This is a genomic window from Allokutzneria sp. A3M-2-11 16 (assembly GCF_024213555.1).
Classification (GTDB): domain Bacteria; phylum Actinomycetota; class Actinomycetes; order Mycobacteriales; family Pseudonocardiaceae; genus Allokutzneria.
The window spans coordinates 72,104-96,301 of sequence record NZ_JANAVO010000013.1; the positions used below are offsets into that span (position 1 = coordinate 72,104).

The 24,198-nt window shown below is 71.3% G+C and carries 25 protein-coding genes; 12 read left to right on the forward strand and 13 right to left on the reverse strand.

Annotated elements, in window-relative coordinates:
* Positions 1–78 precede the first annotated feature (78 nt).
* From NLX83_RS34760 to NLX83_RS34770, 3 genes are read left to right on the forward strand one after another with little or no spacing between them, the layout of a single operon-like run.
* Complete coding sequence (locus tag NLX83_RS34760) at positions 79–756, forward strand: HAD family hydrolase (protein ID WP_254239496.1); 678 nt, start codon at positions 79–81, stop codon at positions 754–756.
* Complete coding sequence (locus NLX83_RS34765) at positions 753–1,781, forward strand: phosphotransferase family protein (protein WP_254239497.1); 1,029 nt, start codon at positions 753–755, stop codon at positions 1,779–1,781. Before NLX83_RS34760 ends, NLX83_RS34765 begins: the two co-directional genes overlap by 4 nt.
* Positions 1,782–2,999 (forward strand): acyl-CoA dehydrogenase family protein, encoded by a 1,218-nt coding sequence (locus NLX83_RS34770; RefSeq protein ID WP_254239498.1) that lies wholly within the window; start codon positions 1,782–1,784, stop codon positions 2,997–2,999. It abuts the gene before it with no gap.
* Positions 3,000–3,082: 83 nt separating this feature from the next.
* Here the strand turns inward: NLX83_RS34770 and cspE are convergent, their stop codons facing one another.
* Positions 3,083–3,289 carry a transcription antiterminator/RNA stability regulator CspE gene (gene cspE, locus NLX83_RS34775; RefSeq protein ID WP_254239499.1) on the reverse strand — a complete coding sequence of 69 codons (207 nt, stop codon included), beginning with the start codon at positions 3,287–3,289 and terminating at the stop codon, positions 3,083–3,085.
* Between the two features lie 405 nt (positions 3,290–3,694).
* Positions 3,695–3,964: a helix-turn-helix domain-containing protein gene (locus tag NLX83_RS34780; protein ID WP_254239500.1), complete on the reverse strand. Its 270-nt coding sequence runs from the start codon at positions 3,962–3,964 to the stop codon at positions 3,695–3,697.
* Positions 3,965–4,011: 47 nt separating this feature from the next.
* Here NLX83_RS34780 and map point away from each other — a divergent pair, with 47 nt between their 5' ends.
* Positions 4,012–4,779 (forward strand): type I methionyl aminopeptidase, encoded by a 768-nt coding sequence (map, locus tag NLX83_RS34785; protein ID WP_254239501.1) that lies wholly within the window; start codon positions 4,012–4,014, stop codon positions 4,777–4,779.
* Positions 4,780–5,047: 268 nt separating this feature from the next.
* Here map and NLX83_RS34790 read toward each other — a convergent pair whose 3' ends face one another.
* Together NLX83_RS34790 and NLX83_RS34795 are read right to left on the reverse strand one after the other, a co-directional pair.
* Positions 5,048–5,974, reverse strand: a complete 927-nt coding sequence (locus tag NLX83_RS34790; protein WP_254239502.1) for a S66 peptidase family protein — start codon at positions 5,972–5,974, stop codon at positions 5,048–5,050.
* Positions 5,971–7,908, reverse strand: a complete 1,938-nt coding sequence (locus tag NLX83_RS34795; RefSeq protein WP_254239503.1) for a dipeptidyl-peptidase 5 — start codon at positions 7,906–7,908, stop codon at positions 5,971–5,973. Before NLX83_RS34795 ends, NLX83_RS34790 begins: the two co-directional genes overlap by 4 nt.
* Positions 7,909–8,127: 219 nt before the next feature.
* Here NLX83_RS34795 and NLX83_RS34800 point away from each other — a divergent pair, with 219 nt between their 5' ends.
* The 3 genes from NLX83_RS34800 to NLX83_RS34810 all read left to right on the forward strand — a co-directional run bounded on the left by NLX83_RS34800 (position 8,128) and on the right by NLX83_RS34810 (position 10,366).
* Positions 8,128–8,709: a DUF3090 domain-containing protein gene (locus tag NLX83_RS34800; protein WP_254239504.1), complete on the forward strand. Its 582-nt coding sequence runs from the start codon at positions 8,128–8,130 to the stop codon at positions 8,707–8,709.
* A complete protein-coding gene (locus NLX83_RS34805; RefSeq protein ID WP_254239505.1) occupies positions 8,709–9,503 on the forward strand; it encodes an SCO1664 family protein in 795 nt (264 codons plus the stop codon). Before NLX83_RS34800 ends, NLX83_RS34805 begins: the two co-directional genes overlap by 1 nt.
* 65 nt (positions 9,504–9,568) lie before the next feature.
* Positions 9,569–10,366: a metallophosphoesterase gene (locus tag NLX83_RS34810; RefSeq protein WP_254239506.1), complete on the forward strand. Its 798-nt coding sequence runs from the start codon at positions 9,569–9,571 to the stop codon at positions 10,364–10,366.
* Here NLX83_RS34810 and NLX83_RS34815 read toward each other — a convergent pair.
* Entirely contained in the window at positions 10,318–10,785 is a 468-nt protein-coding gene (locus tag NLX83_RS34815) for a cupin domain-containing protein (RefSeq protein WP_254239507.1), read from the reverse strand. The genes NLX83_RS34810 and NLX83_RS34815 overlap by 49 nt on opposite strands.
* A 70-nt stretch (positions 10,786–10,855) precedes the next feature.
* On the opposite strand from NLX83_RS34815, the gene NLX83_RS34820 reads away from it, so the two are divergent.
* Both NLX83_RS34820 and NLX83_RS34825 read left to right on the forward strand, forming a co-directional pair.
* Positions 10,856–11,755: a LysR family transcriptional regulator gene (locus tag NLX83_RS34820; RefSeq protein WP_254239508.1), complete on the forward strand. Its 900-nt coding sequence runs from the start codon at positions 10,856–10,858 to the stop codon at positions 11,753–11,755.
* Positions 11,752–12,594 (forward strand): LLM class flavin-dependent oxidoreductase, encoded by an 843-nt coding sequence (locus NLX83_RS34825; protein WP_254239509.1) that lies wholly within the window; start codon positions 11,752–11,754, stop codon positions 12,592–12,594. The genes NLX83_RS34820 and NLX83_RS34825 overlap by 4 nt, the downstream gene beginning before the upstream one ends.
* A 622-nt stretch (positions 12,595–13,216) precedes the next feature.
* On the opposite strand, the gene NLX83_RS34830 is transcribed toward NLX83_RS34825, so the two are convergent.
* The 3 genes from NLX83_RS34830 to NLX83_RS34840 all read right to left on the reverse strand — a co-directional run bounded on the left by NLX83_RS34830 (position 13,217) and on the right by NLX83_RS34840 (position 15,038).
* The gene (locus NLX83_RS34830) at positions 13,217–14,428 is read right to left on the reverse strand and encodes a glycosyltransferase (protein WP_254239510.1); all 1,212 of its coding nucleotides are present in this window, start codon (positions 14,426–14,428) and stop codon (positions 13,217–13,219) included.
* Positions 14,429–14,538: 110 nt separating this feature from the next.
* Positions 14,539–14,853, reverse strand: coding sequence for a hypothetical protein (locus NLX83_RS34835; protein ID WP_254239511.1), 315 nt, complete (start codon positions 14,851–14,853; stop codon positions 14,539–14,541).
* Entirely contained in the window at positions 14,850–15,038 is a 189-nt protein-coding gene (locus NLX83_RS34840) for a hypothetical protein (RefSeq protein WP_254239512.1), read from the reverse strand. Before NLX83_RS34840 ends, NLX83_RS34835 begins: the two co-directional genes overlap by 4 nt.
* Before the next feature lie 92 nt (positions 15,039–15,130).
* Here NLX83_RS34840 and NLX83_RS34845 point away from each other — a divergent pair, with 92 nt between their 5' ends.
* Complete coding sequence (locus NLX83_RS34845) at positions 15,131–17,932, forward strand: ATP-binding protein (protein WP_254239513.1); 2,802 nt, start codon at positions 15,131–15,133, stop codon at positions 17,930–17,932.
* Here the strand turns inward: NLX83_RS34845 and add are convergent.
* Genes add through NLX83_RS34865 form a run of 4 tightly spaced genes read right to left on the reverse strand, consistent with a single transcriptional unit; the run spans position 17,907 to position 20,953 of the window.
* Complete coding sequence (gene add / locus NLX83_RS34850) at positions 17,907–18,893, reverse strand: adenosine deaminase (RefSeq protein WP_254239514.1); 987 nt, start codon at positions 18,891–18,893, stop codon at positions 17,907–17,909. The genes NLX83_RS34845 and add overlap by 26 nt on opposite strands.
* 41 nt (positions 18,894–18,934) lie before the next feature.
* Positions 18,935–19,786 carry a phosphotransferase family protein gene (locus NLX83_RS34855; protein ID WP_254239515.1) on the reverse strand — a complete coding sequence of 284 codons (852 nt, stop codon included), beginning with the start codon at positions 19,784–19,786 and terminating at the stop codon, positions 18,935–18,937.
* A 13-nt stretch (positions 19,787–19,799) separates the two neighbouring features.
* Entirely contained in the window at positions 19,800–20,507 is a 708-nt protein-coding gene (locus NLX83_RS34860) for a polysaccharide deacetylase family protein (RefSeq protein ID WP_254239516.1), read from the reverse strand.
* A 5-nt stretch (positions 20,508–20,512) separates the two neighbouring features.
* Positions 20,513–20,953, reverse strand: a complete 441-nt coding sequence (locus NLX83_RS34865; protein WP_254239517.1) for a GNAT family N-acetyltransferase — start codon at positions 20,951–20,953, stop codon at positions 20,513–20,515.
* A 162-nt stretch (positions 20,954–21,115) separates the two neighbouring features.
* Between NLX83_RS34865 and NLX83_RS34870 the strand changes: the two genes are divergently transcribed.
* Positions 21,116–22,189: a peptidoglycan recognition protein family protein gene (locus NLX83_RS34870; RefSeq protein WP_254239518.1), complete on the forward strand. Its 1,074-nt coding sequence runs from the start codon at positions 21,116–21,118 to the stop codon at positions 22,187–22,189.
* 269 nt (positions 22,190–22,458) lie between these two features.
* On the opposite strand, the gene NLX83_RS34875 is transcribed toward NLX83_RS34870, so the two are convergent.
* Positions 22,459–23,202: an SDR family oxidoreductase gene (locus tag NLX83_RS34875; RefSeq protein WP_254239519.1), complete on the reverse strand. Its 744-nt coding sequence runs from the start codon at positions 23,200–23,202 to the stop codon at positions 22,459–22,461.
* 103 nt (positions 23,203–23,305) lie between these two features.
* Between NLX83_RS34875 and NLX83_RS34880 the strand changes: the two genes are divergently transcribed.
* Positions 23,306–24,187 carry a helix-turn-helix transcriptional regulator gene (locus NLX83_RS34880; RefSeq protein ID WP_254239520.1) on the forward strand — a complete coding sequence of 294 codons (882 nt, stop codon included), beginning with the start codon at positions 23,306–23,308 and terminating at the stop codon, positions 24,185–24,187.
* The last annotated feature ends 11 nt before the right edge of the window (positions 24,188–24,198 follow it).

The following is a 24,198-nucleotide window of genomic DNA, read 5'->3' on the forward strand; positions in this document are numbered from 1 at the left end:
CTTGAAGACCGGCGAACCCCGGTTGGGGGCGGCAGTGCGGGCTATCGGGGTGGGCTACTGGTCGGTAATGTCGCGGGAATGGTCGTCGAGGACTCCCAGCACCCCGTGCGCGCGCTCGTTGTCGACTACGGCGGGGTGCTCACCACGCCGATCGGTCCGTCCTTCGCCTCCTGGCTGGCCGCTGACGGCATCGACCCGGACGCCTACAGCGAGATGCTGCGCGACTGGCTCGGGCGGGACGCGCCAGCTGACTCGCCGGTGCACCGGCTGGAGCGCGGGGAGCTCCGCGTCGCGGAGTTCAACCGGCTACTGGCCGCGCGACTGACCACTGTGGACGGTCGAACGATCGTGCCGGAAGGCTTGCTGGACCGTGCTTTCGCCACGGTGCGGCCGGACGCGGACATGCTCGACCTGCTGCGCGCGGCGCGGGCGGCGGGACTGCGCACGGCGTTGCTGTCCAACAGCTGGGGCAACAGCTACCCGATGGACGTGCTCACCCCGCTGTTCGACGTGCTGGTGATCAGCGGCGAGGTCGGCATGCGCAAGCCGGACGAGCGCATCTACCGCCACACCGCCGACCGGCTCGGCCTCCCGCCGCGGCAGTGCCTGTTCCTCGACGACGCGCAGCCCAACGTGGACGGGGCGATCCGCTCCGGGATGCGGGCGTTGCTGCACACCGATTCCGCCGCCACCATCCCCGCCGTCGCCGGGCTCGTCCCGGAGCTGGCGGAAGAACTGCGAGAGGGAGCGTCGTGAACCCACTGCCGGGACTCGACCTGGCCGCGGCCGAGGCGTACCTGCACCGCGAGCGACCCGGGCTGCTCACCGGCCCGCTCACCGCGGAGCTGATCGCGGGCGGCCGGTCCAACCTGACCTACCTGCTCACCGACGCGGGCGGCACCGAGTGGGTACTGCGCAGGCCGCCGCTGGGCCACGTGCTGGCCACCGCGCACGACATGGCCAGGGAGTACCGGGTGATCTCCGCGCTCGGCGCGACCCCGGTCCCGGTGCCGCGCGCGGAGCTGCTGTGCACCGACCCCGAAGTCCTCGGCGCGCCGTTCTACCTGATGGAGCGCGCTCCTGGGACCGTGCTGCGGCGCCGGAAGCAGGCCGACGTGCTGGGCGAGGACGGCGCGCGCCGTCTTTCCGAGCAACTCGTGGACGTGCTGGTCGACCTGCACTCGGTCGATCCGGCGGCGGTGGGGCTGGGCGACTTCGGCCGCCCGGAGGGCTTCATGGCCCGCCAGCTCGCGCGCTGGCGCAAGCAGCTCGACGCCTCCCGCAGCCGCCCGGTGCCGGAGCTGGACGAGCTGAGCGAGCGCCTGGGCGCGGACGTGCCGGACAGCGGCCGGGCCGCGATCGTGCACGGTGACTACCGCCTGGACAACGTGCTGGTGGCGATGGATCCCGTGCGAGTGAGCGCGGTCCTCGACTGGGAGATGGCCACGCTGGGCGACCCGCTGGCCGACCTCGGGCTGCTGGTCGTCTACTGGGACCGGCTGACCGGGATCGGCGACGCCATCGCCGACAGCTTCGCGGGCATGCCCGGCTTCCCGTCCTCGGCCGAGCTGGTCGCCCGCTACACCGCCCGCACCGGCGTCGATCCGGCCGAGCTGCCGTGGTACGTCGCGTTCGGGCACTTCAAGCTCGGCGTGATCGTCGAGGGCATCCACTACCGGCACACCCAGGGCAAGACCGTGGGCGCCGGGTTCGAACTGCTGGGACAGATGGTCGGGCCGCTGGCCAAGGGCGGCATCGCCGCGCTGGAGGGGGAACTGTAGATGGACTTCGCCACCGACGAGACCACCCGGGACTACCAGGCCCGGCTGACCGAGTTCATGGAGGCCCACGTCTACCCGGCGGAGGCCGCGCACCACGAACAGCTGGCCGCCGACCCGGACCGCTGGTCGGCGCCGCCGGTGCTGGAGGGACTGAAGGCCGAGGCGCGCAAGGCCGGGCTGTGGAACCTGTTCCTGCCCGACTCCCGCTACGGCGCCGGGCTGACCAACCTCCAGTACGCGCCGCTCGCCGAGATCACCGGTCGCAGCCCCGCCATCGCCCCCGAGGCGCTCAACTGCGCGGCGCCGGACACCGGCAACATGGAGCTGCTCGCCGAGTTCGGCAGCGAGGAGCAGAAAGACCGCTGGCTCAAACCGTTGCTGGAGGGCGAGATCCGCTCCGCCTTCTGCATGACCGAGCCCGACGTCGCCTCCTCCGACGCCAGCAACATCGCCACCCGCATCGAGCGCGACGGCGACCACTACGTGATCAACGGCCGCAAGTGGTGGTCCTCGGGCGCGATGAACCCGAACTGCGCGATCTTCATCGTGATGGGGCAGACCGACCCAGACGCCGACCGGCACCAGCGGCAGAGCATGGTGCTCGTACCGAGGGACACCCCCGGCGTGCACGTCAAGCGGGGGATGACGGTGTTCGGCTACACCGACTCCGCGCACGGCGGGCACGCGGAGATCGAGTTCCGCGACGTCCGCGTCCCGGTCGCCAACGTGGTCGGCGGGCAGGGCAGGGGCTTCGCGATCGCGCAGGCCCGGCTCGGCCCCGGCCGCATCCACCACTGCATGCGGCTGATCGGCATGGCCGAGCGGGCGCTGGAGCTGCTGTGCCGCCGCGCGGTCGACCGGATCGCCTTCGGCAAGCCGCTGGCCGACCAGGGCGTGGTGCAGGAGTGGATCGCCGAGTCCCGGGTGCGGATCGAGCAGGCCAGGCTGCTGGTGCTGAAGACGGCCTGGTTGATGGACACCGTGGGCAACCGCGGCGCGCACACCGAGATCCAGGCCATCAAGATCGCCACGCCGCTGATGGCCGAGTGGGTCGTCGACAAGGCCGTTCAAGCCCATGGTGGCGCCGGGATCAGCCAGGACTTCCCGCTGGCCCAGCTGTGGGTGCAGGCGCGGCTGCTGCGCTTCGCTGACGGGCCGGACGAGGTGCACCGGATGTCGCTGGCCCGGCGCGAGCTCAAGCCGTACCGCGCGCGGTAGGCGGGGCACACCGGGCACGAAAGCGGCCCCCCGGCTCAGCTGAGCCGGGGGGCCGTTCGGTGAAGCTTCAGGTACCCGAATCCTTAGAGCGGGCGGACCTGCTGGGCCTGCGGGCCCTTCTGGCCCTGGCCGATCTCGAACTCGACCCGCTGGTTCTCCTCCAGGCTGCGGTAGCCGCTGGACTGGATCTCCGAGTAGTGCACGAAGACGTCAGCGCCGCCGTTGTCCGGGGTGATGAAGCCGAAGCCCTTCTCGGAGTTGAACCACTTCACGGTGCCCTGCGTTGCCATTTACTAGTCTCCTCGACAGGTGCCGGGGTAGGTGCTCGCGGTCGCGACCACCTGGTCGGTACTGCACGCGACTTCTCCGGCCGAACCTGGAGAAAACAACGCCCGCATGTTCCGTTCCGCGAGCTTGAACCACACGAAACTGACGACCGCGCAGAGTCAATCACGAAGTCGGCTCATGAGCCACCGCTTCCTGACGGAATCCCTTGGACGGTCCTGTCCGCCACCGTGGCCGAACCGTCCCAAGAGGCCGGTGAGCTGGGAGATTCCCCTGGTGCGCAGGGGATCGCGGAAGTCCGTTCCGGTAACGATCATCACCCGGACGGCCGCATCCACGAGGTGGGACGGCACATGCGCCACTTGCGCACCGTGATGCTCTTGTGACGAAAAACCGGCCGAGTCGCGTCCTCAGGATGATCTGGCCAACGGTTCCCCCGGCGGGGTGAGGTCCCGGAGCAGGGTGTCCATGGACAGCCCGAGGGCCTCTGCGAGCGCGGCGACGGTGAAGAAGGCCGGGGTGGGGATGCGGCCCGTCTCGATCTTGCGCAGCGTCTCGGTGGAGATCCCGGCGCGCAGGGCCACCTGGGCCATGCTCCGGCCCGCCCGCGCGGCCCGCAGCGCCTGGCCCAGCCGCACGCCCCGCTCCCGTTCGGACTCGCTCAACGGCACTCGCACCATGCTGTGATAGTAATACCGGTATAGTTATCCCACATGCGAGGTGTGCTGTGATCGAGTTGAAGACCCCCGGGGAGATCGAGGCGATGCGCGCGGCGGGCCGCGTCGTCGCGACCACCCTGGCCACCGTCCGCGCCGCCGCCAGGCCCGGCGTGTCCTTGCTGGAGCTGGACGAGGTGGCCGCGACCGTGATCGCCGACGCGGGTGCCAAACCCGCGTTCCTGCACTACCACCCGGGCTGGGCGCCGAATCCGTTCCCCGCCACCATCTGCACGAGCGTCAACGACGCGATCGTGCACGGCGTCCCCGGCCGGTCGCGGCTGGCGGAGGGGGATCTCGTCAGCATCGACTCCGCCGCCGTCCTGGACGGCTGGTGCGGCGACTCCGCGATCAGCTTCGTGGTGGGCGCCGCCGATCCCGCCGACCTGGCGCTGATCGAGACCACGGAACGCGCGCTCGCCGCGGGCATCGCGGCCGCTGTGCCCGGCAATCGGCTCGGGGACATCGCGCACGCGATCGGTGTCGTGGCCCGCGCGGCCGGTTACGGGATCATGGCCGATCACGGCGGGCACGGAATCGGCCGGACTATGCACGAGGACCCGCACGTGGCGAACGAGGGCCGGGCCGGGCGTGGGCTGGTGTTGCGGCCGGGATTGACGTTGGCGGTCGAGCCGATGTTCACGCGTGGCGGACTGGACGCTTATCGGACCGATGCCGATGGGTGGACGCTGCGGACCACTGATGGCTCTTGGGCGGCGCATTCCGAGCACACGATCGCAGTCACCGAGGACGGCCCCCGGATTTTGACCCTGGCGTGAACGGACCACAGGCCGATCACTCATCGGCGCCACTCAGGTCTCTCCGCCGGAGGTGTGCGCCAAGCCCTGTCCCGAAAGCCCGCCTCATCCCGTGCTGAGGCCGCCAAGATCTTCCGTTTCGTACTCTTGCCGGGATTTGGGAGCGCTCTCTTCCCCGCTATGAGTACGAAACGGGAGATCTCTAGGTTGCGGCCGCCTCACGTTGGGTCTGGGGGCGGGTGGGGTGCATGAGCACAGTTTACGTGGTGTGCGGGGGGTTTGCGGGCGGTCAGGTTAGGGCGGGCTCGGCCAGTCGGAGCACCCCGGCGTCGGAGTCCAGGTCCGCCTCGACACCGAGCGGCAGGCTGAACTGGCCGGGGCAGTGGCCGAAGCCCAGCTCCCAGGCCACCGGCACGCCGAGGCCGGACAGGCGGTCCTCCATCAGCGCGCGCACCTCGGGAAGCGTCCCGCAGTCGGTCCACGAACCGAGCGCGATCCCGGCGACGCCCTCGAACCACCCGGAGCGCAGCAGCTGCGTCACCAGCCGATCGAGGCGGTACACCTCCTCGGTCACGTCCTCCAGGACCGCGATCGCGCCCTCCGCGCGCGGCGGGGCCTCGGGCGCTCCGAGAGCGGAGACGATCAGGCTGAGGTTGCCGCCCGTCAGCACCCCGCGAGCCGTGCCGCCGACGATCGGATCGCCGGAGCCCGCACCGAGCACCATCGCCTGCTCCGGCTCGAACAGCATGGTGTGCAACAACTTCGCGGCCAGCGGGTCCTCGGTGAGCGCGACGCTGGCGCTCATCGGGGTGAACAGCGTCGACTGGCCGACGTAGGTGGCGAAGGCGTCGTGCAGCGCGGTCACGTCGCTGGAACCGGCGAAGATCTTCGGTGCCACCGCGGCGATCGCGGGCCAGTCGATCAGGTCGAGCATGCGCAGGCAGCCGTAACCGCCCCTGGCGCACAGGACCGCGGCGACATCCGGGTCGCACCAAGCCTTCTGGAAGTCCGCGGCGCGGTCGGCGTCGGTGCCCGCCAGGTACTCGAACCGCGGGTGGTGGTCGAGCACGTGCTCACCGACCACCACCTCCAGACCCCACGACTTGAGCAGGCGCACGCCGTCTTCGAGGACGCTCGGCGGCACCGGACCCGCGGGCGCGACCACCGCCACCCGGTCCCCGGGGCGCAGCCGCCGCGCGCGTTGCCGCACTCTCATCTGTTCAGCTCCAAGGTCGGGACATCCACGGGGACGAAGCCTAAAACCTGCCCGTAGAAGGACAACTCGGCTTCAAGTGACGCCGCGACCGTCTCGGCCTTGCGGAAGCCGTGCTGCTCACCCTCGAAGGTGAGGTGGGCGTGTTCGATCCCGGTACCGGCGAGCTGCTGGGCGAAGCGTTCGCACTGCACCGGCGGGCAGATCTCGTCCTCAAGTCCCTGGAGCATCAGGATCGGTCCGGCGAGCCGGTCCACCCTGGTGCTGGGGGAGCGGTCGAGGTAGCGCTGCTCGGTCTCGGGCAGCTTGCCGACGATGCTCTGCAGGTACTGCGACTCGAAGTCGTGGGTCTCGCCCGTGGCCCAGCCAAGAAGGTCCAGGATCGGGTAGTACGCGGCGCCGCAGCGGTAGACCTTCACCGAGGTGAGCGACGCGGCCGTGGTCCAGCCGCCCGCGCTCCCGCCTCGGATCGCCAGCCGGTCGGGGTCCGCGCTGCCCTCCGCCGCGAGTGCCGAGGCGACCGCCGCGCAGTCCTCCACGTCGACGACGCCCCACTGTTCGCGCAGCCGCTCGCGGAACGCGCGGCCGTAGCCGGTGGAACCGCCGTAGTTCACCGCGACGACGCCGATGCCACGGCTGGTGAAGTAGGTGAACTCGTTGTCCAGGGTCCCGGAGATCCGCCCGGTCGGGCCGCCGTGCACGTGCACGACGTACGGCGGCAGCTCGCCTTCGGGCGCGGCGAAGTCGGGGTTGGTCGGCGGATAGACGTAGGCGGGGATGCGCTGACCGTCCGGCCCGGTGAACACCCGCGCCTCGGGCACCGGCAGCCACGCCGGATCGTCCAGCCCCTGCGGTGGTGTCGTGACCTGCGCGCACTCACCAGTGTTGAGATCGACTCGATACACCGCGCCGTGGCTGGTCGGCCCGCTGGCGATGCCCACGATCGTCGAACCGGACGCGGCGAGCGGCGACAGCCAGTGCAGCGGCGGCAGGTCGAGATCGGTGACGGTGCCCGCGTTCTCGTCCAGCAGCGCGAGGACGCCCGCGCGCAGCACCGCGTGCCTGCCGTCGCCGAGCGGGGCGAACCAGCGCGCGCCGAGCTTCCACAGCGGTCCGCCCAGCTCGTCGGCGATCGGCGCGACGTTGCGCGCGGTCCCGTCGAGGTCGATGCGGAACAGGTTCCACCAGCCGCTCGGATCGGTGATCGCGTACACCGATCCGTCGTCGGCCCACTCGACCTGGCAGACCGCCTCGTCACGGCCGCCCGCGAGGACGCGGTGCCCGCCGACTGAACCGTCCGGGTGGATCGGCGCGACGCACAGTTCGGTGGCGTCCCACGGCATGTCCGGGTGGTTCCAGCCGATCCACGCCATGTGCCTGCCGTCCGGGCTGCACTGCGGCGCGGTCATGAAGCGGTGGCTGGACTTCAGCTCGCGAATGGTGCCGTCCAGGCCGATCGCGACCAGCGAGCGGCGGACGTCGGTGGGGCCGGGGCCGGTGATCTCCTCGCGCACGCACCACACCGCGGTGCCCCCGGGCGGGGCGACGAGATCGCCGAAGCGCAGGCCGTGCCGGGTCCCTGGTTCCGGGGTCAGCGGGACCGGCTCGGCGTCCCCGTCGGTGAGGTCCAGCAGGTAGACGCGCTGGTCGTCCCAGTTGGTGAAGACCACTCGCGGGCCGTCCAGCACCACGTAGGGACGGCCGCCGTACTCGTGCACGCGGTTGCGGACGTTCCACGGGGCGCCGAGCACGCGGACCGGCTCTTCGCCGGGGCGACCGCGGAACAGGGCGACGCGTCCGCCCTCGGTCGGCTGGCCCTCGGCCCACCACAGCTGATCGGAGTGGAGGCCGGCCCACTGCGGTCCGGAGGCCACGGCGGCGGCCTCGGCCGAGCTGATCGGGGAGGCCCAGGTCCCATAGGGCGAGATCGTCACCACGCGACGAGGGTAGCCATTCACACACTGTCTACTGTGGACGAATGTGGCACTGCCTGAAAAGCAGTGGTCCGGACCATCTGTTCGCGATGAGCGAAACCGCGCGGTTGCCCGCCGGAAGGGGACGTCCTGGGCAAACGGGGCGAACCAGGCGATGGGTGATCAAAAAACGAGCCGGGGAATGTGCCTGGACGCCCAACGTGTCCTAGGGTCGTCAGTGCCATGGCCAGGATCATTCATCTCTTTCGCACGCCGGACCGTTTCGTCGCAGGAACGGTCGGGCAGCCCGGTGACCGCGTCTTCTACCTGCAAGCCTCTGAGGAGGGCAGGACGGTGAGCGTGTCGCTGGAGAAACAGCAGGTCGCCGTGCTCGCCGAACGCCTGGGGGCGTTGCTGGAGGAGGTGCAGCGGCGCTTCGGCGCCGACGTGCCCGCCGCCACGCCGGGCGAGGTCGTCGACAACCAGCCGCTGGAAGTGCCGCTGGACGAGGAGTTCCGCGTGGGCACCATGGGCCTCGGCTGGGACGCGGAGTCCCACGCCGTGGTCATCGAGCTGCTCGCGGTCACCGAGGAGGAGGTCGACGAGTCGGTCGTGCTCGACGACACCGAGGAAGGGCCGGACGCGGTGCGGGTCTTCCTCACCCCGGTGCTGGCGCGGGCCTTCGCCCAGCGGGCCGAACGGGTCGTCGCCGCGGGGCGCAAGCCGTGCCCGCTGTGCAACGGTCCGCTGGACGCCGACGGCCACATCTGCCCCCGCCAGAACGGCTACCGCCGCGGAGCGGTCGCCGACGAGGCCGACGAGTAGTGCGGCCGGGCGAGGCGGGCGCGCTGGAGCTGGTCCGGCACGGCCGCATCGAGGTGCAGGGCAGGCTGGTCGACGCGTCCAACGCCACCCTGTTCGGCTCGATCAGCCACGAGGGCGTGCGCGCGGAGGCGGTCTACAAGCCGATCCGCGGTGAACGCCCGCTGTGGGACTTCCCGGACGGCACCCTCGCCGGGCGCGAGGTGGCCAGCTACCTGCTCTCCGAGGCGGCTGGCTGGGGCCTGGTGCCGCCCACCGTGCTGCGCGACGGTCCCTTCGGCCCCGGCATGGTCCAGCTCTGGGTGGACGTGGAGCCGGAGGCGGACCTGGTCGACGTGATCGCGCCGGACGCGGTGCAGCCGGGCTGGCGGACGGTGCTGGAGGCGCACGACCGCTTCGGCGACCCGGCGGTCCTCGCGCACGCCGACCACCCGAGCATGCGCCTGCTCGCGGTCCTCGACGTGGTGCTCAACAACGCCGACCGCAAGGGCGGGCACGTGCTGCACGCCAAGGACGGCGCGGTATACGGGGTGGACCACGGCATCTGCCTGCACCACGAGGACAAGCTGCGCACGGTGCTGTGGGGCTGGATCGGCGAGCAACTGCCGGAGCAGGTGGCCGAGGTGCTGACGGTGCTGCGCGAGCGGTTGGCCGGGGACCTCGGCGAGGCGCTGGCCGAACACCTGACCCGCAAGGAGATTCGCGCGACCGAGGACCGGATATCCCGGTTGCTGGAGACGGCCGTGTTCCCGGAGCCCTCGGGGGAGTGGCCGGCGATCCCGTGGCCCGCGTTCTGATCAGGGGCGGGCTCGGCCCGGCTATCGCGAACATGGACCTGTGCAACCCGCCCTGAAGGGGACCGATGATCGTCATCGCGCACATCAGCGACACGCACTTCGACGGCGGGGACCGGGCGACCGGGCGCGCGGCGGCGGTGATGGACTACATCAGGGGCCTGCCCACGCCGGTGGACGCGATCGTGGTCAGCGGTGACATCACCGACCACGGCACCGAGGCGGAGTACGAGCAGGCGCGGGACACGCTCTCCGCCGACGTGCCGGTGCTGGTGCTCCCCGGTAACCACGACGCCCGCAGCACCTTCCGGGAAGTGTTGCTGCGCAAGGAGTTCAGCGGGGCCGACGCGGAGGACCCGACCGGGACCGACGCGCCGGTCAACCGGGTCCGCGAGGTCGGCGGTGCGGTGTTCCTGCTCTGCGACTCGGTGATCCCCGGCCGCGACGAGGGCCTGCTGGACGACGACACGATCGCCTGGCTCGACGAGCGCCTGACCGAGGTGTCCCCGGAGGCGCCCGCGCTGATCTGCGTGCACCACCCGCCGGTGAAGCTGCACGACCCGTTCGTCGACGCGCTCGGCATGCGCGGCGCCGACCGGCTGGCCCGGGTGATCGAGAAGCACCCCAGGGTCGCCGGGGTGCTGTGCGGGCACGCGCACGCCGCCGCCGCGACGACCTTCGCCGGGCGGCCGCTGCTGGTCGCGCCCGGCGTGGTGTCCACCGGCCTGCTGCCGTGGGAGCACGGCGGGATGAGCCTGGACCTGCCGCCCGGCCTGGCCTTCCACGTCCTCGACGAGGAGAACCGGCTCACCACCCACTACCGCGTGGTGCCCCACAACGGCCGCTCCACCGGCCAGACGTCGTAGCGCGAGGGGTCGGGTGCGACGTAGCCTGCGGGAATGTCGCCGGCGGCGACGCGGGCGAGGTGCCGCAGGTAGTCGAAGCGCTGCACCCCGGGCGTGATCGCGACCAGCAGGTCCGCGTGGGAGCCGGCAGCGGCGCCGAACGCGTGTGGCATCAGCGGGGGCACGACGACGAGGCCGCCCTTGCCGACGCGCTCCAGCTGGTCGTCGAGCATGATCTCCAGCTCCCCGTCCACCACGTAGAAGATCTCCGTGGACCGGGCGTGGTAGTGCGGTTTGCCGCCTTCCACGCCGGCTCCGAGACTCAGCCGGCCGGCGCTGATGCTGCCGCCGGTGGTGTCGCCGTCGGCGAGCAGCCTGCCCGACGTGGTGGGGGAGAAGGTCAGGAGCTCGGCGTCCTCTTCACGGAAGATCTGTGTCATGCCCCGAGTACACCCGCGCGGGGACACCGTGCCCAGACCTGGTTGTCCCCTACAGTTATCACCGATCGTGATGAGTGGGGTGGGGATGGAACTGCGCCAGCTGCGGTACTTCGTCGAGGTCGCGGACACGGGCGGCTTCGGGCGCGCGGCCGAGCGGTTGCACATCGTCCAACCGGCGGTGAGCCAGCAGATCCGCCGCCTCGAACGCGAGCTGGGGGTGCGGCTCTTCGACCGCTCCACCCGGCACGTGCGCGTCACGAGCGAGGGAGAACGCCTGCTGCCGGAGGCCCGCGCCGCGCTCGCCGCCGCCGACAGGGTGCGGAGCACCGCCGAGCACATCAAGTCCGGCGAGGGCCTCGTGCTGCGCCTGGGATCGGGGCGGGCGCCAGGGCCGGAGGTGCGGCGGGTGCTGGACGAACTCCCGGACAGCGTGCGGGTTCACCTGAGCACGCGGCCGCAGACCGAGCTGCCGGATGCGGTCCGGACCGGGGAGCTGGACGCCGCGTTCGTTCGCGCCCTCGCCGCGGCGCCCGGCCTGCACGTCTGTCCGATGTGGACTGAGCAGCTGGTCGTCGCCCTGCCCGCCGGTCACCACCTCGCGGATCGCTCCGAGCTGCACCTGCCCGACCTCGCCGAGCTGCCGGTCAGATTGGCTCCACGGCACCGCAATCCGCCGTTTCACGACCTGATCACCACCGCGTTCGCCGAGCACGGCATCGAGCCGCCGAACGGGCCCGAGTTCACCAACCTCATCGGCACGCTCGCGGACATGGCCGTCGCCGATCCGTCATGGACGCCCTTCTACGCGGTGGGTGACCCGCCCGCCGTCCGCCACATCGCCTTCATCCCGCTCGCCGCGCCGTTGCTGACAACCGCTCTCGTCGTCGCCTCGCCGCAGGCGCGGGCTCACGGACTGCTGCGGCCACTCCGGCGGCTACCGTGTCCTGACTCCGAGGGAGGTGCGTCATGAAGGTGGGGCTGGCGCTGCGCAACGGCGGGGCTCAGGTCGACGGTCGGGAACTGGTGGCCGCGGCGGTCGGCGCGGAGGAGGCCGGGCTCGACTCGGTGTGGGTGATGGACCGGTGGCTGCGACCACACGCCGCCGTGGACATACCCGGAGTGCCGGTCCCGGTGACCATGCCCGCCGACAGCTACTCGTGCGTGTTCGACCCGATCGAGACGCTGACCTTCATCGCCGCGCGCACCGAGCGGATTCTGTTGGGTACCAGTGCGATCAACGCGCTGTACCACCCGCCGGTGCTGCTCGCGCGACGGTTGGCCACGCTGGACCGGCTCTCCGGTGGCCGGGTGATCGCGGGCCTGACCTCGGGGTGGATGGCCGAGGAGTTCTCCGTGGCGGGTGTGCCGCGCGAGAGGGCGGGAGTGGGGCTGGACGACCACGTGGCGGCGATGCGCGCGGTGTGGGGACCCGACCCGGTGACCCACAACAGCGACCACTACGTCATCCCGACCTCGGACATCGGACCGAAACCCTTGCAAGACAACGGGATTCCGATCATGGTCGGCTACACCACCCCGGCCGGAGCGCGTCGCGCGGCCCGGATCGGTGACGGCATCCACCCGTACCGCAACGACTTCGACTCACTCGTGGCCGATATCGCGGTCGCGGGCGGGAAGCCCGTCGTCCTGCGCACGGACGTGGGGGCAGGCATCCTGACCGGCTCGGCCCGGCAGTGGGTCGACGGCCTGGCGCGGCTGGAGGAGCTCGGTGTCGACCACGTGCTCGTGCAGCTCGACGATGATCACCCGGTCGAGGCCCTGGCCGCGGCGGCGCACGCCCTCCGCTAGCCGGACCAGCACGCGGGCCAGCAGCGGATCGCCGTCCGTGGCGATCAGCGACACCGGCTCGTCCGTCCACAGTGGACGGCCGTGGAAACCGGCGGGGGCGACGTCGTGCAGGCGGTCGAGCCGTTCGGCCAGGACGTGCGGCACGCCCGCGCCGAACGTCCAGCCGCGTCCGACCATCCGGTCCACCTCGGCGGGGGACAGGCGCGGATCGCGGATGCTGTCGGCGAGCACGCGGACCCCGGCGGAGAGGCGGGCGAAGCTGATCGCACCGTCCAGGCTGTCCACCACCAGCCGCAGGACCTCCGTGGCGCCGAGCGCGTGCCCGAGGTGGCGGGCGATGTCGTGCCGGTCGAGCCCGGAGAGCAGGTCGACGTGGGCGCCGCCGCCCTCGGCGAGGGTGACCGTCCTGGTGCGCATCCCGGCCAGCCGGGCGACGGTGACCAGGCCGTCTCCCAGGTGCTGACCGGTGAGGTCGAGCACGGTGACCCGATGCCCGGCGGCGAGCAGGTCCGCGCCCAGCGCGACCAGCTCCCGCGCCTTGGCCGAGCGGTCCGCCGACTCGCCCCACAGGCGGATCGCCTGCGCGAAGATCTCCAGCCGGCCGCTCACGAGTGCCCTCGTTTCAGTACGTGCTCCCGAGCGCGGTGGTGACCAGGCGTTCCGCTGCGGCTCGTGCGCCGTCGGTGCGAATTTCGGCGGAGAGGGACAGAGCACGGGTGACCACCTCGGGTCGAAGGGCGTGGCTGAGCGCGGCGGTGACGGAGTCGGCGGTGGGCGTGCCCGGCGGGTGCGCGTGGCCGATCCCCAGCGCCTCGACGCGCCGCGCCCAGTAGTGCTGGTCGTAGCCCTGGGGGAGCAGGACCTGGGGAGTTCCGGCGCGTGCTGCGGCGGTCGTCGTGCCCGCGCCGCCGTGGTGCACGACGACGGCGACGCGCTTGAACAGCGCCTGGTGGTTGACCTCGCCGACGGAGAAGCAGTCGGGCGCGTCGTCGACGAGAGCCAGGCCGGTCCAGCCCCGGAGGACGATCACGCGCCGACCGAGCGAACGGGCCGCCCCGATCAGCGCCTCGGCGAGGCCCCGCGGCGCGCGAACGCTGCCGAAGCCGAGGTAGATCGGCGGATCACCGGCGTCGAGGAAGCTCTCCAGCTCCGGTGGCAGCGGGCGGTCGTCCGGCAGCAGCCAGGCGCCCGTGTGGACCACGTCCAGCTCGTCGGAGCCCGGCCACGGCCCGAGCACCGGGTCGGTCGCCAGGAACGGCCGGTCGCCGAAGATGTGGTCGCGCACGTCGGTGATCGGCTTCAGCCCGGCCGCGACGCGGTGCGCGTTGATCTCGTCGCCGACGTGCCCGTCCCAGCGTTGCGCGTCCCAAACCCAGCGAGTGCGATTGTCGACGAATTTCGACGGCCTCGGTCCGAATGGCGGCGGTGAATGGTGCACGGAAGGCAGCGTCATGGGGCAGTAACTGACGTAGGCATAGCCTGTGCCCGTTTTTTCGGCTAGGCTGCGAGTCGCGAATTGAAGCGCTCCGCCGGCGAGGAGGACATCACATCCCTCTGCCGCTTCCCGGACCGCGGTGAACTGCGCGGCGACGGAATCCGGCATCAGCCATTTCCGCCCTTCGTGGACCGGCACCGCCGGTGCGCCCGGCTTGGCGGATCTGTGCAGCTCAGGGCCGACAGGTGTGCTGGAGAAACCGTACGAGCCGATCCATTCCCGCAGGTCGGGCGGCACGCACAGGTGGGCTTCGTGGCCGAGCTCCCGCAGCTGGACGGCCAGCGCCACCAACGGCTGGACGTCCCCGCGTGATCCGATCGTGGACAGCAGTGCGCGCATGGAACTCCCCCGTGAGAAAAGTAAACGGCAGAAGGGCCCGAATTCTGGGGCATGGCCGGGCCCTTGCCGCAAGCCCCCCATTGCGATATAAGTTGACCTGGGGATTGGTTTCAGAACAGCCGCTGAATCCAGGAAAGGATGTGCTGGAACCAGTTCGGGTCGATGCGTTCGACCACCAGCACGAAGAGCCCGATCATGAATGCCGCGGCGGCGAGCGAGAAGACGAACCCGATCACCCCGCCGACCGTGCCGCCCCGGCGGTGGTAGTGGGCGTTGCGGCTCGCCCGTGAGAGGTCGTCCATCGCCCGCTGCGACGCCTGCTGCGAGGCGCGGCTGGCGGACATGCTCGCGTTGAGCGAGGCCTGCTGCGCGTTCTGGGAAGCCTGCTGGGCGGCCTGCTGAGACTGCCATCCCGGGGTGCTCATCGACGGTCCTCCTCCGTTGTCGCGCCGTCCGCCCGCAGGCGTTCGAGCGTCTGCACCAGTTCGAGCCACCCGGTGAACGGGTGCGCCGTCCCCGCCGCGTCGCGCACGCTCCCCTTGATCGGCTCGGCGTCCTTCATCAGGTCGAGCTGGAGCCGTAACGTCTGGCTGTCGATCTCGAAAGACACCACCCCAAGATGGCCGGAGCCGACCACTACGGCATCGTGGTACCTACCGAGAACATTGCGCCGCTGCTGCGGCCGCGAGGCATGGCGGGACGATGCGACTGATCGAACGGGACCGCGAACTCGCTGCTCAGAGCGCTGCGCTCGGCGAGGCGCTTGCGGGGTGCGGTTCGGTGCTGCTGGTCGAGGGGGCACCGGGGATCGGCAAGACCGCGCTCCTGCGCGCGGCGGCCGAGGACGCGCGGGAGCGGGGCTTCGGCGTCTTCACCGCGGTCGGCGGCGAACTGGACCAGGAACTGCCGTTCGCGGTCGTCCGGCAACTGCTCGAACCCGCGCTGGTCCTCGCCGATCCGGCCGCGCGGGCGGAGCTGCTGGCCGACGCGGCCGGGCTCGCCGCCCCGGTGTTCGGGCTCGGCGGGGAGCGGGTGGAGAACGCGGTCGGCAGCGTCGTGCACGGGCTGTACTGGCTGTGCTCCAACCTCGCCGACCGGGCGCCGATGCTGCTCGTGGTCGACGACGTGCACTGGGCCGACGAGGCGTCCCTGCGCTTCCTGTCCCACCTGGCCAGGCGGATCGCGGACCTGCCGGTGCTGCTCCTGGTCGGGGGCCGCCCCGGGCGCATGCTCGACGACTTCGTGGCCCGCGCGCTCAGCGGTGTCCCGCCGAAGACCCTGTGCCCCGAACCGCTCAGCACGGACGGGGTCGGGCTCCTGGTGCGCCGCAACCTCGACGCCGCGGCGGAGGACGAGTTCTGCCGCGCCTGCGCCACCGCGACCGGCGGGAACCCGTTCCTGCTGGCGGAGGCCCTGACCAGCCTGCGCGCTGACGGCATCCGCCCGGTCGCGGACGAGGCCCACCGGGTGGAGAACCTGCGGCCCGACACCATTTCGCGCACGGTGCTCACCCGCATCGCCCGGCTCGGTCCGGACGCGGTGCGCCTGGCGCGCGCGGTGGCGGTGCTCGGGCAGAGCGCGGACCTCCGGCACGTGGCTCAGCTGGCCGATCTCACGGTGCCCGCCGCCGCGACGCTGGCCGATACGCTGACCCGCGAGACGATCTTCGCCCCGGGCCGTCCGGTGGAGTTCGTGCACCCGCTCGTGCGCACGGCCGTGTACCTGGACTCCAGCGAGGTGTTGCGGGCGTCGGAGCACAAGCGCGCCGCCCTCGTGCTGGCCGACGGGGATGTCGCCGGGGAGCACTTGGCGCCGCATTTGCTTGCGGCAGAACCGGAATCCGATCCGTGGGTGGTCGAGACGCTGAACGCGGCGGCCACTTCGGCGCTCGGTCGTGGTGCGCCCGAGCCCGCGGCGGCGTTCCTGCGCCGTGCCCTGGCGGAGCCGCCGGTGCCCGCACAGCGCGGCCCGCTCTTCGCGGCCTTCGGGCGTGCGCTGGGCATGGCGAACCGGCCGGTCGAGGCGGCGGACGCGCTCCGCGAGGCGATCGCGCTCGCCGAGCACCCGATGCAGCGCGTCGGCCTGCTCTTCGAGCTGGGCTTCGTGATGTTGCTGATCGGCCGGGGCCGCGAGGCCGTCGAGTCGTTCCGCACCGCGCACAGCCTGGTCGGCGAGCTGGACGTGGACCTGTCGGCGCAGTTGTCGATCGCGTTGGCATTGGCGGACTTCACCAACATGGAGGCGCCACAGGACTGGGTCCGCAGGCTGGACCAGGCCGCCGCCGGGCTCAGCGGCGAAGCCGACGTGGACCGGATGATCCTGGGGCTGCTGGCTTTCGGCGCGTGCGCCACCGGCGACCGCCCGGCTGCGGAGGTCGCGAGGCTGGCCCGCGTCGCCGGAGCCGGGCCGCTGCCGCCACGCGATCAGTGGATGCTGGTCAACATGGCCAGCTCGGCGCTGGCGATCTCCGACCACCTGCCCGAATCGTTGGCACTGCTGGATCGAGGGCTCGACGAGGCGCGCAGGCTCGGTGACGCGGCGGAGTTCCGCTACCTCGCCGTGCTCCGCTCGCACACCGCGCTGTTCGCCGGACGGCTGCACGAGGCGGAGGCCGATGGCCGCACGGCGCTGGACCTGTGGGGCGACAGCAGGCCGCGCGACACCCCGCTCGCCGCGGCCGTGCTCGTGGAGGCGTTGCTCGACCGGGGCGCGGTCGACGAGGCGCAGCAGGTGCTGACTGAGCGCGACCTCGACGGTGACCAGCCCTTCGACCTGCTGATCGGTCACTTCGTCCTGCAGGCCCGGGGACGGTTGCGGCGTCAGCAGAACCGGCTCCCCGAGGCGATCGCGGATCTCCACTACTGCGGGGAGAAGCTGTTCGAGCACGGCTACACCAACCCGAGCTTCGCGCCGTGGCGGCCGGAGGCGGCGTTGGCGCACCTGGCTCTGGGCGACGCGGAGACCGCCGGTCGGCTGGCGGAGCAGGACCTGGAGCTCGCCAGGGCTTTCGGGGCGCCTCGGCAGATCGCGCTGGCGTTGCGCGCCGGGGCCGCGGTCAGCGGTGGAAAGCCGGGGTTGGACGCGCTTGAAGAGGCCGTGACCATCCTGGCGGAGTCACCGGCGGAGTTGGAGAAGGCCCGCTGCCTGGTCGAGTACGGCGCCGCGCTGCGCCGGGCCGGGCAGCGCAAGCAGGCCCAGGAGCCGTTGCGCCAGGGGCTCGACGCGGCGGCGCGGTGCGGGGCCCGGCTGGTGGTCACCCAGGCGCGGGAGGAGCTCGCGGCGGCGGGTGCCCGTCCGCGCCGGGAGATGCTGACCGGGCGGGAGTCGCTGACGTCGAGCGAGCTGCGGATCGCCCGGTTCGCCGCGGACGGCGCGACGAACAAGGAGATCGCCCAGACCCTGTTCCTGAGCAGGCGGACCGTGGAGATCCACCTGACCAACACCTACCGCAAGCTCGACATCACCAGCAGGCAGGAGCTCAGGGCCGCGCTAGCCACTGGGTGATCTCCTTGTGCAGCCTGGTTTTCAGCTCGTCCGGCGCGAAGGAGGCGTCCACTCCGGCGCGCGCGAACGCGGCCAGTTCGGAGTCGGAGCAGCCGAACGCGTCGCGGACGCGGACGTACTCGTCGCTCAGCGAGATCCCCATCATGTTCGGGATGTCGGTGTTGAGCGTGACGACCAGGCCCGCGTCGACGAGCCGGGGGAGCGGGTGCGCGGCGAGGGACTCGGCGACACCGAGGATCACATTGGACGACGGGCAGACCTCAAGGGGCATAAGGAGATCACGGACCTCGGCGACCAGCTCCGGGTCGTCGAGGACCCGCACGCCGTGCCCGAGGCGCTTCGTCCGTCCGATGTGGATCGCCTCGCGGATGCTGTCCGGCCCGCAGTCCTCGCCCGCGTGGTGCAACGGGTGCAGGCCCGCCTCCTCGGCCGCGGTGATCACCTCGGCGAACGGCGCGAGCGGGTATGCCTCCTCACCGGCCATGCCGATCCCGATCACCGCGTCGTGCGCCTTGGCCAGTTTGAGCGTGTTCCATGCGCGGTCGACCGACCGGCGGCGCGAGTGGTCCAAGATCACCCGGCAGACGACGTCGTGGCGGCGCTGGCCCTCTTCGAGCCCGCGCAGGACCGCCTCCAGCGGCATGTCCAGGTCGCCGAGGCGCTCCCCGTGCGCCGCAGCGGTGAACGTGACCTCGACGTAGCGGGTGCCCTGCGCGGCTTCGTCCTCGCAGAACTCCAGCGCGATCCGGGTGAAGTCCTCCGGGCGCAGCAGGCAGCTCCGGATGATCGAGTTGGCGTCGGCGAACTCGCGGAACCCGGTGAACACCGTCCTGCCGTCGCCGAGGTGCGCCGGGACCTCCACGCCGTTGGCCGCGCCGATCTCGCGCAGCGTCCGCCACCGGATCGTGCTCTCCAGGTGCACGTGCAGGTGGGCCTTGGGCAGTCGAGTCACGTCCCGCATGAGCGTGACCCTAGGCGGACCGCGGTGCCGCGGCAGCGGAATTATCCGGTGCCGGGGTCGCGGAGGGTCTCGGCGCGGGCGCGGGTGACGAAGTTGTTGAGGGCGTGCTCGCGGAGCGCGAGGTTGCCCGCGAGTTCTCCCGCGGCGGCGACCTGGAGGGACAGCGTGGCGCGGTGGGTCATCGCGCGGTTGAGCGTGGCGGGGTCGGTGATCTCCGCGACGTGCGCGGCGCCGTAGATGCCGACCAGCGGCGCGAGGTCGATCGCGGGATCACCCGCGCAGAGGTGGTCCCAGTCGAACAGCCCGCTGATCCGCCCGTCGCGCCACAGCAGGTTGTGCGGGCCGAAGTCGCCGTGCACCAGGCGCACCGGAGCCCGGAACTCGGTCACGATCACCGCCGCGACCACCTCAGCCGCGGTGTCCCGCAGATCCTTGGGCAGCAACGGAACCAGGTGATCCATCACCACGGCAGGCCACTGATCGCCGCCGCACCACACGCGTGGTGCGGGCAACCCTGGCGGCAGCACCGCCGCGGCCAGGGCGTCGAGTGCTTCGGCGAACTCCGACGCGGCCTCCGCCCAGGGGATGTCGGGGTGGAACTGCCCGTCGAGCCGGGAGACCAGCATGCCCGTGCGGCCGTCGTGCGAACGCGGCTCGGAGAGCGGCTTCGGCACCGCGAAGGGCAGCTCGATGCCGCTGAGCAACAGCGCGGTGCGGTGCTCGCGGGCGACGCGGTCGGCATCGGTGGTCACCCGGGCGACCACCTCGGGCAGCACGAGCACGTCGTGGAAGGCGCCGTGCCGGTAGCGCGCGGCCGTCCAGTCGTACTCCGGCCAGCAGGCCGCCGCGTGGTCCTTTGTGGACTCGATGAGGCGGTTGCCGACCGAGGACATGCTCAGAAAATACCTATTTCCTGAGTTTGAGCAGCTGCGACACGGTAACGAACCGATACCCCTGCTGGCGGAGTCCGGTGACGATGCCGGGGAGCGCGGCCCGCGACGGCGCGCGGCCCGGGTACATCACGTGCATCAGGATGATCGAACCGGGGCGGGTCTGCTCCAGCGCCGCCCGCACCATCGCGGGCGCGTCGTGGCCGGTGCCGGAGTCCGGTTCCACGTCCCACATAACGGTGACACGGTCGTGCTCGGCGAGGTAGCTCGGCAACGTCCACAGCTTCTTGCCGAACGGCGGCCGGAAGGTGATCTCGCCGTCCTGCCCGGCGGCGCGCAGTTCGCGGTCGGTGTCCTCGACCTCGCGCCGCACGAACTCCGGGCCGACGAGCGCCATCCGCTGGTGCGAGTAGCTGTGGTTGCCGAGCTCGTGCCCGGCCGCGCGGATCTGCCTGCCCAGGTGCGGCCGGGCGGCCAGGTCGTTGCCGTTGAGGTAGAACGTCGCGGGAACGCCCAGGTCGGCCAGCGAGCGCAGCACCTCCGGCGCGAGGTCCGTCGGCCCGTCGTCCAGCGTCAGCGCGACCACCTTCTCCGGCGTCTCCACGCGGTGCACCAGCTCGCCGAAGAGCTGGTACGTGCGCGAGTTGGTGAGCTGGTACAGCCCGAACGTGCCGAGGCCGAGTACGAGAACGACCACCGCGGTGATCACGAGAGCCTTGCGCATGCGGGTCAGAGTCGCAGGCGCATGTCGTACTGGTCGATGCCGGGGGCGAACCCGTCCGGCACCACGTTCGCGGTGACGAAGCCGAAGCGTTCGAAGAACCCCGCGCTGTGCTGGCTGGTCGCGAGCACCACGGTCGCCGGGCCGGTGGCCGCGATGGCGTCAAGGCGGTGTCTGAGCAGTTGAGCGCCGAGCCCGCGCCGGTGGTGCTCGGCCGCGACCATGCCCCAGCACAGGGTCCAGGTGCCGGGCTCGGTGCGGTGCGGCGCGTATCCGCCACAGGCGATCAGCTTGCCTTCCTCCCGGCCGACGAGGTAACGATCGCCGAATGAGCCGAGGAACTCCTCGAACTCCGCGCGCTCGGACTCGGCGAAGTACTTCGGCACATTACAGTCGAACACATCGAGGACTTCGCGCAGGTCAGCGGCCTGATAGGCGGAGATGAGCATGCATTGATGATCTCAAACCGTCATCCATTAACCAAATTGTGACGGCCAGCCGAAAGATTCCACCGAAAGGACCTAGCTCGCCGACGGGTAGCACGCGGACCGTGTTTGGCGCCTACCTCATCCGTTTGGGGTTCCCTGCCCCCAACCCGAGGAGTTACCGCCATGGAACCGATTCTCGCGCGCCGGACCCTGCTCGGCAGCGGACTCACCCTCACGGCACTGGGCCTGATCGGCACCTCGCCCGCCACCGCCTCCGTGCGGGAAGCCGCCGCCCCGGCCATCCACGGCACGGCCGCCTGGAGAGCGCGGCCCGCCCGCGCCGCCATCTCGGTCCTCGCCCGCCGCACCTCGAAGATCATCGTCCACCACACCGCCACCCCGAACAGCACCGACTACAGCCTGGCGCACGCGTTCGCGCTGTCCCGGTCGATCCAGAACCACCACATGGACGCCAACGGCTGGATCGACACCGGCCAGCACTTCACCAACAGCCGCGGCGGCCACATCACCGAGGGGCGCCACCGCAGCCTGGAAGCGCTCAACAGCGGCAACAAGCACGTCCTCAGCGCGCACACCAGCGGGCAGAACGAGGTCGCGTTCGGCATCGAGAACGAGGGCCTCTACACCAGCGTCGGCCCGACCGCGGCGCAGTGGAACTCGCTGGTGCAGCTCTGCAAGCACATGTGCCAGAAGCACGGCATCGCGACGTCCCAGATCTTCGGGCACCGCGACTTCAACAACACCGCGTGCCCCGGCAACACGCTCTACGCGCGCCTGCCGGAGCTGCGCCGCGCGGTCGCCGGGGCCATGGGCGTCGCGCCCGAGGCCGACCCGATCACCTGGCAGCTCCTCCAGCCCGGTGACACGGGGGAGCGGGTGCTCGTCGCGCAGCACCTGTTCCGCGCCAGGGGTGAGACCTCGGTCCCCGCGACCGGGATCTACGACCAGGAACTCGACGCCGCCGTGCGCAGGCTCGAAGCCAGGCACGGCATCCCGTCGAGCGGGCTCGTCGGTGCCGAGACGTGGCCGCTGATCGTCGCTCCGCTCAAGTCGGGCGAGCGCGGCGAGGCCGTTCGTGCGTTGCAGCTGTTGCTGACCGCGCACGGGATGGTCAACCGCTCCGACGGCGTCCTCGACGGCCGCACCGAGACCGCCGTCCGGAACTTCCAGTCCCGCAACGGTCTCCGCGCCACCGGCGTCGCGACCGCCGACACCTGGCGCCACCTGCTCTTCTAGCCACCCGCCACGTTTTCCCGTTTCGTACTCATAGCAGGATTTGGGAGCGCTCCATTTCCCGTTATGAGTACGAAACGGGATTGGTTTGGACCACTCCGGCCCACGTTCGGGGGCACAGGAGGTGGAGGAGCACGGCGTCAGTGTAGTCGACCGGCCACTGTGGACGATTCGCGATGAGCCCCGCCAATGTCGCGTTTGGTCCGTTGAGCGTGCTGAATGAGTCATTGAGGCGGTCTGACGCACCGAATGACTCATTCAGCCCGAAAGCGTCAGATTTGGCGGGTGGGCATGGTGACGATGGACGGGAAGCTGACGTGGGCAGGACGGGTCACGGCGAAGGTGATCAGCTCGGCGACGTCGGACGCCCGGAGCGGCTTGCACGCGTCGAGCAGTGACCGCACCCCGGCGCGCGCGTCGGAGTTGGCGATGTGGTCGTAGATCTCGGTGTCCACGAGGCCGGGCTCCACGGTCGTGGTGCGCACACCGTTGGGCGCGAGCTCGGCGCGGAACACCTCGGTGGCGTGGCTCAGGCCCGCCTTGCTGGCGGTGTACGCGACGGTCCCGGTGAACGTGCGGCGGGCGGAGATCGACGACACGGACACGATGTCGGCGACGCCTTCCCGTGCCGCGGACTTCAGCAGCTCGGGCAGGAACGTGTTGACGGCGAGCAGCGCGCCGGTGAGGTTGACGTCCACGGTGAGCCGCCACGACTCCGGGTCGGAGCTGCCGGGCTGGAACACGCCCGCGTTGTTGACGAGGATGTCCACCCGGCCGAAGTGGTCGACGACTTCGCTCGCGGCCGAATCGGGGGCACCGGGATCGGTGAGATCGGTCGGGACCGCCAGCGCGCGGCCGCCGTTCGCCTCGATCGCCGCGGCCAGCTCCGCCAGACGGTCCGCTCTGCGGGCCAGCAGGGCGACGTGGATACCGGCGGCGGCGAAGGCGTGCGCGGTCGCTTCGCCGATGCCACTGGAGGCGCCGGTGATGACCGCCGTGCGGAAGTCGTTTCTCACGGGCGGCAGCGTCCCGGCCCCGGGCACCGCTGACCAGGCCACGCCGTTCCTGGGACTGGCAGTACCAGGAACAGGGCGCACACGACGCGTCATAATCCGGCGAGTGGAGCATCGAGCCGAGATGGGAGAGTTCCTGCGTTCGCGCCGGGCCCGGCTGACCCCGCAGGACGTCGGGTTGCGGGCCTTCGGCGGGCGGCGGCGGGTGCCGGGGCTGCGCCGGGAGGAGCTGGCGCCGCTGGCCGGGGTGAGCGTGGACTACTACGTGCGCCTTGAGCAGGGGCGGCGGGTCAACGTGTCGCGGACCGTGCTGGACGCGCTGGCCACCGCGCTGCGGCTGACCGACTCCGAGCGCGAGCACCTGCACAACCTCGCCAAGCCCGGTCGCCAGTCGGTGGCACCGCGCCGGGTGCGCCCGCCGGTGCAGCACCTGCTGGACGCGATGGGCGGCGTTCCCGCGTTCGTGCTCGGCCGGAGGATGGACGTGCTGGCCTGGAACGACTTGGCCTGCGCGCTGATGGGGGACTTCGCCGCGCGGGAGCGGGACGCGCGGAACATGCCGTGGATCATCTTCATGGACCCGCGCAGCAAGGAGCTGTACTCGGACTGGGAGACGGTGGCCAAGGAGGTCGTCGCCTACCTCCGGCTGGACGCGGGGAAGTACCCGGACGACCCCCGGCTGGCCGCGCTCGTCGGCGAGCTGTCCGTCCACAGTGAACAGTTCCGGCGGTGGTGGGCCGGGCACAACGTGCAGGAGAAGGTCCACGGTAGCAAGGCGTTCCGGCATCCCGTCGTCGGCGAGCTGACCCTGGACTACGAGAGCATGGCGCTGCCCAGCGACCCGGATCTGATCGTCGTCGCGTACACGGCGCCGCCGGGTTCGGAGTCGGCGGAACGGCTGAGGCGGTTGGAAACGGGCACAAACGGTCGGCATCGGGGCGGCGAACCACTTGGCCTCCCCGCGTTCGCCGGGCACGATCGGGCTTGACCAGGCCCGGG

Bases quoted from the DNA above. Each gene is read 5' to 3' on its own strand.
- NLX83_RS34815 (WP_254239507.1), bottom strand. From the start codon at position 10,785: ATGACACAGATCTTCCGTGAAGAGGACGCCGAGCTCCTGACCTTCTCC.
- NLX83_RS34770 (WP_254239498.1), top strand. From the start codon at position 1,782: ATGGACTTCGCCACCGACGAGACCACCCGGGACTACCAGGCCCGGCTG.
- NLX83_RS34845 (WP_254239513.1), top strand. From the start codon at position 15,131: ATGCGACTGATCGAACGGGACCGCGAACTCGCTGCTCAGAGCGCTGCG.
- NLX83_RS34855 (WP_254239515.1), bottom strand. From the start codon at position 19,786: ATGTCCTCGGTCGGCAACCGCCTCATCGAGTCCACAAAGGACCACGCG.
- NLX83_RS34860 (WP_254239516.1), bottom strand. From the start codon at position 20,507: ATGCGCAAGGCTCTCGTGATCACCGCGGTGGTCGTTCTCGTACTCGGC.
- NLX83_RS34790 (WP_254239502.1), bottom strand. From the start codon at position 5,974: ATGAGAGTGCGGCAACGCGCGCGGCGGCTGCGCCCCGGGGACCGGGTG.
- NLX83_RS34835 (WP_254239511.1), bottom strand. From the start codon at position 14,853: ATGAGCACCCCGGGATGGCAGTCTCAGCAGGCCGCCCAGCAGGCTTCC.
- NLX83_RS34830 (WP_254239510.1), bottom strand. From the start codon at position 14,428: ATGCGCGCACTGCTGTCCACGATCGGATCACGCGGGGACGTCCAGCCG.
- NLX83_RS34810 (WP_254239506.1), top strand. From the start codon at position 9,569: ATGATCGTCATCGCGCACATCAGCGACACGCACTTCGACGGCGGGGAC.
- NLX83_RS34760 (WP_254239496.1), top strand. From the start codon at position 79: ATGGTCGTCGAGGACTCCCAGCACCCCGTGCGCGCGCTCGTTGTCGAC.
- NLX83_RS34800 (WP_254239504.1), top strand. From the start codon at position 8,128: ATGGCCAGGATCATTCATCTCTTTCGCACGCCGGACCGTTTCGTCGCA.
- NLX83_RS34865 (WP_254239517.1), bottom strand. From the start codon at position 20,953: ATGCTCATCTCCGCCTATCAGGCCGCTGACCTGCGCGAAGTCCTCGAT.
- NLX83_RS34780 (WP_254239500.1), bottom strand. From the start codon at position 3,964: ATGGTGCGAGTGCCGTTGAGCGAGTCCGAACGGGAGCGGGGCGTGCGG.
- NLX83_RS34870 (WP_254239518.1), top strand. From the start codon at position 21,116: ATGGAACCGATTCTCGCGCGCCGGACCCTGCTCGGCAGCGGACTCACC.
- add (WP_254239514.1), bottom strand. From the start codon at position 18,893: ATGCGGGACGTGACTCGACTGCCCAAGGCCCACCTGCACGTGCACCTG.
- cspE (WP_254239499.1), bottom strand. From the start codon at position 3,289: ATGGCAACGCAGGGCACCGTGAAGTGGTTCAACTCCGAGAAGGGCTTC.
- NLX83_RS34820 (WP_254239508.1), top strand. From the start codon at position 10,856: ATGAGTGGGGTGGGGATGGAACTGCGCCAGCTGCGGTACTTCGTCGAG.
- NLX83_RS34825 (WP_254239509.1), top strand. From the start codon at position 11,752: ATGAAGGTGGGGCTGGCGCTGCGCAACGGCGGGGCTCAGGTCGACGGT.